The 12,445-nt window shown below is 64.6% G+C and carries 13 protein-coding genes; 10 read left to right on the forward strand and 3 right to left on the reverse strand.

Annotation, left to right across the window (positions count from 1 at the left end; translation table 11 throughout):
- Window positions 1–42: 42 nt before the first annotated feature.
- On the reverse strand, window positions 43–444 hold the full coding sequence (locus tag ACO1BU_RS21955) for a hypothetical protein (protein WP_424138106.1): 402 nt from the start codon (window positions 442–444) through the stop codon (window positions 43–45).
- A gap of 318 nt (window positions 445–762) precedes the next feature.
- On the opposite strand from ACO1BU_RS21955, the gene ACO1BU_RS21960 reads away from it, so the two are divergent.
- From ACO1BU_RS21960 to ACO1BU_RS22000, 9 genes are all read left to right on the forward strand, one after another.
- On the forward strand, window positions 763–2,922 hold the full coding sequence (locus ACO1BU_RS21960; RefSeq protein ID WP_424138107.1) for a multicopper oxidase domain-containing protein: 2,160 nt from the start codon (window positions 763–765) through the stop codon (window positions 2,920–2,922).
- A gap of 5 nt (window positions 2,923–2,927) precedes the next feature.
- Window positions 2,928–3,710 carry a copper resistance protein B gene (locus tag ACO1BU_RS21965; protein ID WP_424138108.1) on the forward strand — a complete coding sequence of 261 codons (783 nt, stop codon included), beginning with the start codon at window positions 2,928–2,930 and terminating at the stop codon, window positions 3,708–3,710.
- A 96-nt stretch (window positions 3,711–3,806) separates the two neighbouring features.
- Window positions 3,807–4,541, forward strand: coding sequence for a response regulator (locus tag ACO1BU_RS21970; protein WP_424138146.1), 735 nt, complete (start codon window positions 3,807–3,809; stop codon window positions 4,539–4,541).
- The gene (locus ACO1BU_RS21975; protein ID WP_424138109.1) at window positions 4,538–5,911 is read left to right on the forward strand and encodes a sensor histidine kinase; all 1,374 of its coding nucleotides are present in this window, start codon (window positions 4,538–4,540) and stop codon (window positions 5,909–5,911) included. The genes ACO1BU_RS21970 and ACO1BU_RS21975 overlap by 4 nt, the downstream gene beginning before the upstream one ends.
- Window positions 5,912–6,051: 140 nt before the next feature.
- The gene (copM, locus tag ACO1BU_RS21980) at window positions 6,052–6,423 is read left to right on the forward strand and encodes a CopM family metallochaperone (protein ID WP_424138110.1); all 372 of its coding nucleotides are present in this window, start codon (window positions 6,052–6,054) and stop codon (window positions 6,421–6,423) included.
- Window positions 6,424–6,497: 74 nt separating this feature from the next.
- Window positions 6,498–7,007 (forward strand): DUF305 domain-containing protein, encoded by a 510-nt coding sequence (locus tag ACO1BU_RS21985; protein ID WP_424138111.1) that lies wholly within the window; start codon window positions 6,498–6,500, stop codon window positions 7,005–7,007.
- Between the two features lie 117 nt (window positions 7,008–7,124).
- On the forward strand, window positions 7,125–7,322 hold the full coding sequence (locus ACO1BU_RS21990; RefSeq protein WP_424138112.1) for a heavy-metal-associated domain-containing protein: 198 nt from the start codon (window positions 7,125–7,127) through the stop codon (window positions 7,320–7,322).
- Between the two features lie 122 nt (window positions 7,323–7,444).
- Window positions 7,445–7,825: a copper resistance CopC family protein gene (locus ACO1BU_RS21995; RefSeq protein WP_424138113.1), complete on the forward strand. Its 381-nt coding sequence runs from the start codon at window positions 7,445–7,447 to the stop codon at window positions 7,823–7,825.
- Window positions 7,822–8,709 (forward strand): copper resistance D family protein, encoded by an 888-nt coding sequence (locus ACO1BU_RS22000; RefSeq protein WP_424138114.1) that lies wholly within the window; start codon window positions 7,822–7,824, stop codon window positions 8,707–8,709. The genes ACO1BU_RS21995 and ACO1BU_RS22000 overlap by 4 nt, the downstream gene beginning before the upstream one ends.
- Window positions 8,710–8,738: 29 nt before the next feature.
- Here ACO1BU_RS22000 and ACO1BU_RS22005 read toward each other — a convergent pair whose 3' ends face one another.
- On the reverse strand, window positions 8,739–9,488 hold the full coding sequence (locus tag ACO1BU_RS22005; protein WP_424138115.1) for a class I SAM-dependent methyltransferase: 750 nt from the start codon (window positions 9,486–9,488) through the stop codon (window positions 8,739–8,741).
- Window positions 9,485–10,576, reverse strand: a complete 1,092-nt coding sequence (locus ACO1BU_RS22010) for a GNAT family N-acetyltransferase (protein ID WP_424138116.1) — start codon at window positions 10,574–10,576, stop codon at window positions 9,485–9,487. Before ACO1BU_RS22010 ends, ACO1BU_RS22005 begins: the two co-directional genes overlap by 4 nt.
- 393 nt (window positions 10,577–10,969) lie before the next feature.
- Between ACO1BU_RS22010 and ACO1BU_RS22015 the strand changes: the two genes are divergently transcribed.
- Complete coding sequence (locus ACO1BU_RS22015; RefSeq protein ID WP_424138117.1) at window positions 10,970–12,415, forward strand: calcium-binding protein; 1,446 nt, start codon at window positions 10,970–10,972, stop codon at window positions 12,413–12,415.
- The last annotated feature ends 30 nt before the right edge of the window (window positions 12,416–12,445 follow it).

The raw sequence follows: 12,445 nt of genomic DNA on the forward strand, positions 1-12,445 counted from the left end.
CATGGGAATGGGGGCGGTCTAGCGCCCCCATTCCCGCGTTTATCAGTGCCGGTGGGCGCCGCCGGACGAGGTGCCGCCTTGCGACTGCATCTGGTTGCAGTGCGCCATCATGGCCTGCATGTCCGGCGACATCCGCGTCCCGCGGCTCGCGTCGGCCTGCATCTGCCTGCAGTGCTCCATCATCTGCTGCATGTTCATGCCGGACATGTTGTGTCCCTGCATGCCGGAGTGGCTCATCCCCTGCATGCTCGCGCTGTCCGGACGCTGTGTGGCGGAGCTGGGCTGCGTCGTCGAGCGGCCCGCGGGCTGCACGGGAAGTTCGGCGGAGGTGGGCGCCGAAGCCTGCGGCGTAGCGGCCTGAGGCGCGCATGCTGCAGCAGTGAGCGCGAGACCTAGTCCAACCACGAGACGAGCGGTCCAGCTGCGATGAGAAGCGGGGTTCATGCTTCCTCCTTGTTGCCACGCCACCCCGAACCGGGCTGGCGGATAGAGTGGAATTCCCGTGTCCGGCGGGACGCCCCTGCCGGCGGCAGGGTGCAGACGCAACCTACAAGCTTCGCCCCGGACCGTCGTTGCCGGAGGGCCAGTTCAATTCTTACGTTTTATTGCCGCGAGCACTCCATGATTGATGAAGCGGGCGTGACGGTCGATATCGAGTTGCCATTCACGACGCCTGCAGGCTGCGTCATCCCGGCTCAGGTTTGCGCGAACCAATGCGCTCCAGATGCCCGGGCAACTTTGCATTAAGGGGAGCAACCGATCATGGCTGAGGTCTCGTTGTCGCGGCGCAGGATGCTGACCGCTGGCATCGCCGCGGTCGCAGCTCCCGCCCTTTCAGGCGGCGCTCTGGCTCAGCCAAGCATCGGGCGCGCGATGCCTCGCGAGTTCAACCTTGCCGTCGAGCATGTCTCGCTGAACATCACCGGACGAGCCCGTCCGGCCATTGCGGTCAATCGCACGGTTCCGGCTCCCGTCCTTCGCTTCCGCGAAGGCGAGGAGGTGGTGATCAACGTCGCCAACCGACTGCGGGAGGAGACCTCGATCCATTGGCACGGCCTCATCCTGCCCAGCGGCCAGGATGGCGTGCCAGGCATCAGCGATGGCTTCCAAGGCATCGCGGCAGGGCAGACGCACCAGTACCGATTCCCGCTCGTGCAGTCCGGCACCTACTGGTACCACAGCCACTCGGGGACGCAGGAGCAGGCGGGCTTTTACGGCCCGCTGATCATCGACCCGGCCCGTCCTGACCCCTTCGGCTACGACCGCGACTACATCATCCAGCTCTCCGACTGGACCGATGAGAACCCGCATCGTGTCATCCAGAACCTCAAGCGCGACCCCGGCTACTACAACTACAACAAGCGGACCGCGGCGAGCCTCGCAGGTGAGCTGGCCCGCGCCCCGAACGGTGAGGCTCGCACCGCGATCATCCGCGACCGGATGATGTGGGGCGACATGCGGATGGACCCGACCGACATCGAGGATGTCACGGGCTATACCTTCCTGGTCAACGGCCGGACGCCGCAGCAGAACTTCACCGCCGTGTACCGACCGGGGGAGACCGTCCGGCTGCGCTTCATCAACTCCGGCGCCATGAGCCACTTCGACGTCCGCATCCCTGGCCTCGAGATGACGGTGGTGCAGGCGCATGGGAACAACGTCCAGCCCGTGGCCATCGACGAGTTCCGTATCGCGCCCGCGGAGACCTTCGACGTGCTCGTGCGGCCCACCGCCGGACGTCAGTTCCAGATCCTCGCTGAGTCCATGGGGCGCCAGGGCTTTGCCAGCGCCAGCCTCGCGACGCAGGACGGACTGCCGATGCTGGCCCTGCCGCCGCACCGGGAGCGGCCGCTTCTGACCATGGCGGACATGGGCGGCAACTACGGCCCCAAGGGCCTCGACCGTGGCACCCTTCGACCCGAGGTGGACCGGCCTGGCCAGATCGCCCCCATGGATTCCATGGGCGGCATGGACCACTCAGGCATGTCCGGGATGTCCGGCATGAACCACGGTGGCGCTCAAGGCAGCATGCCCGGCATGGACCATTCGAACATGCCGGGGATGGATCACTCCAACATGCCCGGGATGAACCGCACTGCACCCCCCTCGGCGCCGAGGGCAGGTGGCAGCCGGGCTCCTACCGCCCGGCCGAGCGTTCCGCCCGCCATGGACCACTCGAACATGCCGGGCATGGATCACTCGACCATGGATCACTCGACCATGCCGGGAATGGGCCAGCCACAGCGTGGGCAGCCGGCGCAGCCGCAGAGGCCCCAGGGTCGCCAAAACCAGCAGCCTTCCCCCAGGCGCGACCAGCGCGGGGCAGCTCCGGCCACGCCGGACCACTCGGCGATGGGTCACGGCGCGCCGGGCACGGGCCAGGTCGGCCAAGTGGACACCTCGGCGGCCAACGCCCATGCAGGCCATGGCGGAATGGCGCCGCCCGATCCTTTCGCGGTGAATACCGGAGCTCCTCCGGGCACCCGCGTGCTCACCTATCGGCACCTTCGGGCACTCTCGAATCCCTATCCGGTGCGCGAGCCGAACCGGATCATCGAGGTGCGCCTCACCGGCAACATGGAGCGCTACTTCTGGGCCATCAACGGCAACCGCTTCAGCGAGGCCCAGCCGATCGTCCTGAACCTCGGCGAGCGCGTGCGGATGCGCTTCATCAACGAGACGATGATGAGCCACCCGATGCACCTGCATGGCGTCTGGATGCAGCCGCAGGTCGGCAACGGCGCCCAGAATCCGCTGCTGCACACCGTCAGCGTCAGGCCCGGCAGCACGCTCGACGTGGACGTGGAGGCGGATGCCGAGGGCGGCTGGGCCTTCCACTGCCACATGCTGATGCACATGGAGACGGGGATGATGCGGAAGGTCGAGATCCGGCGGCAGCCGCGCGTCGCGTCGGCCGGTTGATGATCATGGAGTTCACATCAGTGCGCCGCTCGTCCCAGTTCGCTGTCCCGGTCCTCCTCGGCTTGTTCGGAGCCGGCGAGGCCGTCGCGCAGCAGGCCGCCTCGCAGAATGCGGCCCATGATCCCGGTGCGCACGCCGCCTCGTCCCACGAGCTGTATTACGGTGCAGTTCTCTTCGAGAAGCTGGAGTGGGGCGTCGGCCTGGACGGCTCACCGAATGTCGCTCGCTGGGACGGGCAGGCCTGGTACGGCACGGACTACGACAAGATCTGGCTGAAATCCCAGGGCGAGCTGGAACGCGGGCGACGGGCGGAGAATGCCGAGATCCAGCTGCTCTACTCTCGCCTCCTCGGCTACTACTGGGACTTCCAGGCGGGCGTGCGCTATGACCCGCGCCCGCGCCCTGACCGCACCTATGGGGTGATCGGGATCCAGGGTCTCGCACCCGGCCTCTTCGAGATCGATCTGCAGGGCTTTGTCAGCGAGAAGGGCGACGTCTCCGCGCGTCTCGAGGTGTCCTACGACCTCTACATCACCCAGCGGCTGGTCCTGCAGCCCAATGCGGAGATCAACGTCGCGGCGCAGCGGGTGCCGGAGCTCGGGGTCAACAGCGGCCTGAACGACATCGAGGCGGGCCTGCGCCTCCGCTACGAGTTCACCCGCGAGATCGCGCCCTATATCGGCGTGAACTACACCCGCCGCTTTGGCGAAGCGGCCAAGTACGCCCGAGCTGAAGGGGGAAGGGCAGAGTCGGTCGAGTTCGTCTCCGGTATCCGGCTCTACTTCTGAGCGGAGGCCAAGCATGAAAGCCGGCCGGTCCTGCCGATCCCGCTCCGGAGCGGCACCTTGATCGAGCGGCCCCCCGCGCCCGCCGCCCTGCCTCCGATGTCCGGTGAGGGGCGGCATGTTCTGGTCGTCGAGGACGACGAGGAACTGCGCAAGCTCCTTCTCACTCTGCTCCGCCGGAGCGGCTTCCGCGCGAGCGGCGCCCGCGACGGCACCGAGATGCGCCGGCTCCTGGGTTCTGCGCCGGTCGATCTCGTCTTGCTCGACGTCATGCTGCCTGGCCGGTCCGGGTTCGAGCTTTGCCGGGATCTGCGGGCCGAGGGTCGTGTTCCGGTCATCCTTCTTACCGCCCTCGCCGAGGCGTCGGACCGCGTGGTGGGGCTGGAGCTCGGGGCGGACGACTTCGTCGTGAAGCCGGCCGATCCGAGGGAGCTGGTTGCCCGTATCCGCGCTGTCCTTCGACGTGTTGGCGGGCCTGAGGAAGGCCCCGGGAGCGACGGTCATGAGGTGGCGCGCTTTGCCGGGTGGTCCTTGGACACTCGGCGGCGCGAGTTGCTGCGGCCTGACGGTGTGGTCGTCGAGCTGACCAGTGGCGAGTATGATCTCCTTCTGGCCTTTGTTGAACGACCGCAGCGCATCCTGACGCGCGACCAGCTTCTGGATCTCGCCCGCAACCGCCCCTACGGGGGGCTAGACCGGTCGATGGATGTTCAAATCAGCCGGCTTCGCGCCAAGCTCGGCTCGCGGCCCCATGAGGATGGGGAACCCGGCCTGATCAAAACGGTACGGAGCGTGGGCTATATGCTATCGAGCCCGGTGGGGTGGTCAGCATGACCCGTCTCCTGCCCCAGTCGCTCGCCGCTCGTACCCTGGCGGCCCTCACGATCGGGTTCGCCATCCTCTTCGCGGCCATGGTGGGCGTCCACGATATCCTCTTGCGGCAGGCGGTAGAGCGCGGGACGGAAGAACTGCTGGCCCAAAGACTGGCGACCTTGATGGATGCCGTTGCAGCGGCGCCTCCGGCTGACCGGGACCGGGTTGCCCATGCTCTGTCGCGGCCGGACCTGGAGGTGCACTGGCGGCAGGATCCGGCGCCCACGCCTGAGCACCCCTCCGAGGAGGAGTGGACGTCCGTTGCCGCCCGGACGAGGGCGTTGAGCGGTCTCGCGAGCGAGGTACGGGTGCGCCCCGGCCGCCACGACAGTACCTCCGATCGCATCGTGAACATCGGCGCCATGGCGCGCCTGGCAGACGGCTCATGGCTCGATGTCGAGTTGGCCTCCTTCAACGTGCTGTCGGCCGATCAGGGTATGCTTCACGCCTACGCAGCAGCGATCGGCTTGGCTCTTCTCCTGGCGGTGGGCTTTGCCGCCCGCTCGGTTTCAGCGCCAGTCTCGGCCCTGGCGAGAACCGTCTCCCGAATGGACCTCGAGCAGGATCTTCCAGTCCTGCCGGCTTCCGGGCCCCGAGAAGTACGGCAGTTGGCGGAGGCGCTGAATGATATGGCCGCCCGTACCCGGGACGCCTTTCGCCAGCGGACCTTGGCCCTTGGGGCGCTCTCGCATGACCTGATGTCTCCCATTGCCCGGCTACGACTGCGGGCGGAGGACCTCCCGTATGAGGCTCGGGCGTCAATTCGCCGGGACTTGGCGGAGATGGAGACGATGGTCTCTGATGTCCTCGCCTACCTCCGGGGAGGCCATGCTGGCGAGGCCATCCAGCCGTTCGACGTTGCCGCGCTGGTGCGCACCGTGGCGGACGAGTTCACTGACGCGGGAACACCCATCAAGGAGGGGTGGATAGACGAGGATGCGGTTGTTTCTGGCCGCCGGGTGGCGATCAAACGTGCCCTGACGAACCTCATCACGAACGCTCTTCGGCATGGGCATGATCCCTGGGTCGATGTCGAAGCCCGGGGTGATTGGGTTCTGGTGCGCGTCGGCGATCACGGGCCCGGCATCCCTGCAGAGGACCTGCCGAGGGTGACAGAGCCGTTCTTCCGGGGCGACAGGGCGCGAACGGCAGGAGGTGGCAGCGGCCTTGGCCTATCAACCGCACGGGCCATTGCTGAAGGCCATGGCGGCAGCCTCACAATCCATAGCGTACCGGGCGATGGTGTGGTGGTCACCCTTCGGCTTCCGCGGAAAGCCGCTGGTGATGGAAAGCGGCGCCGCCGGAAACAAAACGATGTAATTGCCTCGTGACCGGACTGTTGGTCTGAGACGTTGGAGGACGGGTGGCTGGAAGCCATCCATGAAAATGCCGCGAAAGCCCGTCTCTGTCCGGATCACCGCCGCACCAACGGCCGGAGAAGCTTGGGCTGGTGATGAAGGATAAGCACCCGATGCTGACGATAGCCCGTCTCGCCAAGATCGCCGCAGCCATTGCCCTGGCCGCTCCATTCCTGTGGGGCGGGCCAGCGGCCGCCCAGGGCACCAGCCACTCGTCGGCGCATCAAGGCGCCGCGGCGGGATACCACGCAGCGATGGAGAAGATGAATCGGGACATGGCCGCCGAGACTCCGTCCGGCAACGCGGACCGGGATTTCGCGAGCATGATGGCGAAGCATCATCAGGCTGCCATCGACATGGCGCGAGTGGAGCTCGAACATGGGCGCGACGCGGAAATGCGGCGGACTGCTCAGGAAATCATCGAGAAGCAGCAGAAGGAGATTGCCGATCTGAGAGCCTGGATGTCACGGCACCCTGCCCGCTAGGTGAGGATATCGGGCCGGGACACCTCGGATCCTCGGCCGCACGGCGGGCCGATCGCCCATGCAAGGAAGCCGCAATGAGCTATGCCCGCTTCGGCGCAATGATCCTGACATCGACAGTCGTCATGTTCGGGCTCATGTACCTCAACACCTACGCCTTCGAGCATGTGTTCTACAGTCAGACGCGGACCTGGATGGCGCTCCTCATGGGCGCCACGATGGCCGTCATCATGATGCTGTTTATGCTCAAGATGTACCACGACAAGCGTGTGAACCTGGCGATCATCATCGGCAGCATGGTGGTGTTCGCGGCCTCCCTCTTCCTGGTGCGTAGCCAGGCGACCGTCGGCGACGTCGCCTATATGAAGGCGATGATCCCTCACCATTCCATCGCGATCATGACGAGCGAGCGAGCCCACATCCGCGACCCGCGCGTCCGACACCTGGCCAACCAGATCATCGAAGCGCAAGTCCGCGAGATATCCGAAATGAAGCAGCTGATCTTAGAACTCGAGCGAAGCCCAACCGCGTCTGACGCCCCTGACCTGGCACCGCGCGTGGCGGGCACCGACGTCCAGGCGCGGTGAGCATGCGCCCTACCCTGGCGTCCTTTTCGCCCGCGTCAGACCGTCCGCTCCCGCCCTTGACCTTACCACAATGGGAAGCCCCATCTCCTCGACTTCGTTGAGGAGATGGAAGCAACCATGCGCTTCGTCGTCGAGAACATGCATTGCGGGGGCTGCGCCAAGGGCGTGACTGCAACCGTCAAAGAGGCCGACCCGTCGGCACAGGTCGAGGTCCAGATCGACAAGAAGGAGATCTTGGTCAGCGGCGGCCGCCTCGGAAGCGAGGCTCTTCGGAGCACTCTGCAGGCCGCGGGCTGGAAGGCCAGCGCCGCCTGATGCGGGCTGCGGCAACAAATTGGTGCGTAATTGCCGCTGCCCCGAACCGGCCCCCCGCGTATTTATCCTGCATGGCTTCCGCGGCGCTCACAGCCTTCGGAAGGCCCTGCACTGGAGAGACCATGCTTTCACGATCCGCCCTTGTCCGGCGCGGTGTGTTTGCCGCCGCCATAGCCGTCCTGCTGGCCCCTGGGGCGGTGTCCGCCCACGCGATGCTTCATTCCTCCGACCCTGCCGACGGTGCGACCCTGAACGCGTCGCCGCGCGCACTGCACCTGATGTTCACCGAGGATTGCCGCGTCACGACACTGCGCCTGCTCGATGAAGCCGGCAAAGAGCACCAGGTTCGCCGTGAAGGCGGACGTGCGGCATCGAGCAAGGCGACCGCCACAGTGGCCGCGCCCCTACCGCCCGGTGCCTACCGGGTCGAGTGGCGTGCCATGGGTGATGATGGGCACGTCATGAGTGGGGCGGTGCGCTTCGCCGTGAACGCCGCCCGGTGATCCTGGAGTGGTTCGGGCCGGAGCCGGATCTGCTCCGGGGTGTCTCCGCGGCATGGCGCATCTTTTATTACGCGTCCTGCCTCGGGGCGGCCGGGTTGGCCTTGTTTGCCATGGGCTTCGGGAAGTCACAGCAGCCCCGGGATGCCGCCGACTGCCGCAGGCTGACCCTGGTTATGGTAACGCTAGGGTTGGTCTCCAGCCTTATCTGGCTGGCTACACAGGTCACCTTGGCGTCGGATGGAGCTCCGCTCGATACCGAGGTCTGGAGCATGATGCTGACCTCGCGCCCCGGCATCTCCGTCGCCATTGCCTGGGCAGGCCTGATCGCTGTGGCCTTGGCAGCCTGGATGGGACCTGGGAGCATACCAGTGGGTGCCGCGGGCATCCTGGCGGTCGCTGCCAGCTTCACCGCGATCGGTCATACGACGCAGCACCAGCCTCGATGGCTGCTGGCAGCGGTCCTTGTGGTTCATCTCCTGGCGGTCGCCTTTTGGGCGGGAAGCCTGTGGCCGCTTGCGCTGGCCTCCAGGCGTGGCGGGCCGGAAGCGGCCCGGCTGGTGGAGGGTTGGGCGCGGGCCGCCGCATGGATCGTGAGTGGCCTGATCCTGGCGGGGGCACTGCTGGCGTGGCTTCTTGTCGGGCGCCTGGATGCTCTGGTGACCACGGCCTATGGATGGGCCCTCATGACCAAGGTGGCACTGGTGGGCATCCTGCTCGGCTTTGCTGCCTGGCACCGGTTCCGGCTGACGCCCGCCCTCGCCACGAACACCCCTGGGGCGGGCCGACGCCTCGCCGTCTCCATCTATTGGGAGATCGCCGTCATGATGCTGGTGTTCTGGGCCGTAGCGGAGATGACCTCGACTAGTCCCCAGGGCGAGGGCTAGTCGGTCTCACCGCATCGCATATCCGACAGTCACTGCGATCCACAAGTTCCGCTCTCGTCGGAAGCGGCACTGGGCCGGTAGAAGGCAATGTGGATCGGAGTGCTCAGGCGGCACGCTAAATGATAGGGCTGAGCTAGCTGAAACGACTCAACCCAACCGGCCGCGTCGAACACTTCTCTGTATTTAGGGTTGTAGTAAACGAAGTAGATTTTGAATCCCGCCCGAAATCGCTGTCGGGCCTGTTCTAGAACAGCCTCCAGGACAGGCGGACCAAAGGGATTATACATAAAAATCACGAGGTTGGACATGGGCAGCTCAAACTGAGCTGCGTCCGCGTTGTGGACCGAGATTTTTGGACACGGCGGCTGCGAGTGGCGCAGCATGGTGTTGATGTTGTTCTGCGCTTCCTCGTGAAGCATCGGTGAGAACTCAACGCCGACCACCTGCCTGAATGGATGCCGAGAGGCGTAGAACAGTGTTCTGCCTTTGCCGACGCCGAGGTCGACGAAGCTGTACTCGGCAAAATCCAGCCTCAGCGCCCTTAAACTCAACATTAGGACATGGCCGGCTGTCGGCTCATAGCGGAACCGGGAGTCCGGCAAGCCCAGCTTCTCGCCCAGGATCACTCCGAACGTGTTGGCGCCTAACAGTTTATCGAGGCGCTTGTCCGCGACTGACGTGACCGCTTTGTGCACGCTGATCGACACGATGAGGCGGGCGGTTTCCGCTACGCCATTCTCACGGAGCGATCGCCCTACTCTCCTCGCCACCATCATCATGCACCCGCTAAAGCAGGTACTTTAGCCCCCCTCGCCTTCCAGCCGGCTCGGAACCGTTGGGCAGCCATCCAGGCGTCGGACATGATGCACCGACTGCTTCTGAAACCACGCGGGTAGTATCGTATCGTGCTGTGGGGCCGCTTCTGGATTCCCCAGAAATCATTCCAGGCGGCGACGAGGCCCAGGAACTCGAGACCAGCGAGACCTTCCTTGCAGGCATGTTGGATGGTTTCGTAAGTCAGAAGCATACCGGGAGAGCACTGATGCAGGCTCTCGTTGTAGGCGATCTTCAGTTCCCACAGCCAATTGTCGTGCTGGATCGCCATGCGAGCAGCGGCATCCACACCCGCGATCGAGAGAAAGAACATCCTTAGCTTGCCTTGGGCGGCGAGAGTGCGTGCATATGGCCGGAAGAAGCTCTCTTTCCCGGATAAAAGGATCGCTGATCCTGCGCTGCCCTTCCAACCCGATGCCTCGAGTTGAAGAAACCGGCCCATATAGGCGTCAACGTCGTCCAACGCCGGACTTGCTGCCTCCACCACCACTGGACCCATACGTTCAGCGCGGCGCCGCTTCCGCCGTAGGTCGGCCCGCCGCGTGCTGGAAAGACGCTGGTTGAAGGCTCCGAATCCGTCGCTGAGAGAGATATAGGGGCTCGTCCCGCCGTCTCGGCCAATCAGCACGTCGCCCAGACGCGAGACATCCCGCAGGGTCTGCTCTTCTGCTTGACCTGCAGCAACCCGCGATAGAAGTAGAGGATGCCGACTTTCGCGAACGGCGTGCATCACTTCACGCAGCGCATCTTGGCTTCTGAACAAGAAGCCATAGGGCTCGTGCAGATCGCGGCCTATGGCCTGTAATCGATGAACTCCAGCGTGGTGGACACGCTCAAGCGGCGCAATCGCAGTGATCTTCCCCTGCTCGGATGCCACGAAGATCATCGGCGTTCGGTCTCGTAGATCCATCCCGAGGCAGGCAGAGAAGAACTCGTGGCGGAGCAGAGGAGAACGCGAGCACGCTGCGAGCTGGTTCCACTCACTCTGCTGGGACTCGAACTCGCTAACTGTTTCAATTACTCGGATGGTCATTAGGCCCTCCCCTTTGTTCTTGAAGGTCCTCCACTGCATGGCCCGCTTTATTGGGTGTCCCAGACATCGCAGTCCTCATCGCCAAACACAGATCAAGCGGCCCCAGATTGAGGCAATGGAGAACTTCTTCGTTGTTGTTGCTGATGCGCAGCTTCTGCAGCAGTACGCGGAGCGTTTCCTCGATCGCTCTTCCTGATGGCGTACTAAGATCGGCTCTAAGCCTATTCATTGTTCATACGGAATGGGAACGCGCCAGACGCTCCGCATCTACATCATTTTGTTTCAAGCCAATCTGCGACTTTCCTGGCCCGTTTTCCGTGGCCGGCCGCCGTGGCGAGAACTTGGGATTCTGCCTTTCAGGCCGGCGCGTTTCCATCGCACAGGAAAACCGTCATGGCGCATAATCCGCAGCACTACGGGCTGAGCAGCGGCCGCGACTTCCAGAAGGCGTTCGGTGACTACGACCTGCGCATTGGACAGGCACACTTCGACTTCTTCTCCGGGTCGGACGCCATGGACGTTCAATTCGGCCGGGCGAACACGGATGTGCTTCTCGGGAATACCCAGAACGATGACCTGCTCGGAGGACGTGGAAGTGACATCCTCGTCGGTGATGCGGGTATGGATCATATGGATGGGGGCAAGGGCAACGACCTCCTGATCGGCGGAGACGACGCCGACGGGCTCCACGGCTCGGACGGCCGTGACTACCTCAGCGAAGGGGTAGGCCACGGCGATCTCGAGGGCGGTGCCGGCAACGACATGCTCTCTGGTGGGCTGGGCGGCGACGCGTTCATCGTTGACCCCACCAGCGGCCACGACATCGTTGTCGACTTCCAGGCTGGGCCTGGCATGCTCGACCACATCGCGTTCCGCGACATCACGCCCGAGGAACTGACATTCCAGGACACGGCTGCTGGCGTGAAAATCAGCTGGAACAATGGTGACGGCTCAGTGCTGCTGGCCGGTATCGAGAAGGCCGATCTCGCCCAGGACGATTTCATGTTCGCGGACGACCGTTACCTGCTTCAGCCGACCAGCGCTGATGCAAACCATGTCTCTGCGACCAGCTTCGCCAAGGATGAGGGCTTCAACCTCTCCGCGCCGGACATCACTGACGGCACGACGCCCACCACCACCATCCACTTCGACGAATTCAATGTGCAGATCGGATCCGCGCAGGCGGATGCCTTCGCAGGCACGGACGCGCGCGACTTCTACTTCGGGCTCGAGGGAGATGACCGGCTTTCAGGCGCCGCTGAGGACGACAACCTGACCGGCGACGCCGGGAACGACACCCTCGACGGTGGTATGGGCCAGGACCACCTGGTGGGCGGTGCCGGGGATGATGAACTCCTCGGGGGTGACCAGGCCGACAACCTCATGGGCGAGGACGGGAAGGACACCCTGTACGCCGGCGCCGGCCACGACATGCTTGAGGGCGGTGGCGGTGACGATGTCCTGAACGGCGGTGACGGGGCCGACGCGTTCATTGTGTCGCCCGACAGCGGCAACGACGTGGTCACAGGTGGCTTCGATGCCGGCCCCGGGGCATTCGACCACATCGCCTTCCGAGACATCACGCCCGATGAGGTCACGGTGGCTGACACGACTGCCGGAGTGCTGGTCAGCTGGACCACGGACCAGGGGGCCGGATCCCTGTTGCTCGAAGGCCTGACGAAGAGCGAAATGGCGCAGGACGACTTCATGTTCAATGCGGATGCGGGCGCAAGCGGGGCTTTCGTGAACGATCCCGCCATAACGGATGAGGGCTCGCTGTACCTCTTCCGGGACGGAAGCACGACCGCTGACGCACAGCAAGACTACCTACTCTCCTAGTCCTCTCCCGGCCTTAATTCTCGGAGGTCG

The sequence above is a fragment of the Roseomonas chloroacetimidivorans genome (assembly GCF_049629625.1).
Taxonomy (GTDB): domain Bacteria; phylum Pseudomonadota; class Alphaproteobacteria; order Acetobacterales; family Acetobacteraceae; genus Roseomonas; species Roseomonas chloroacetimidivorans.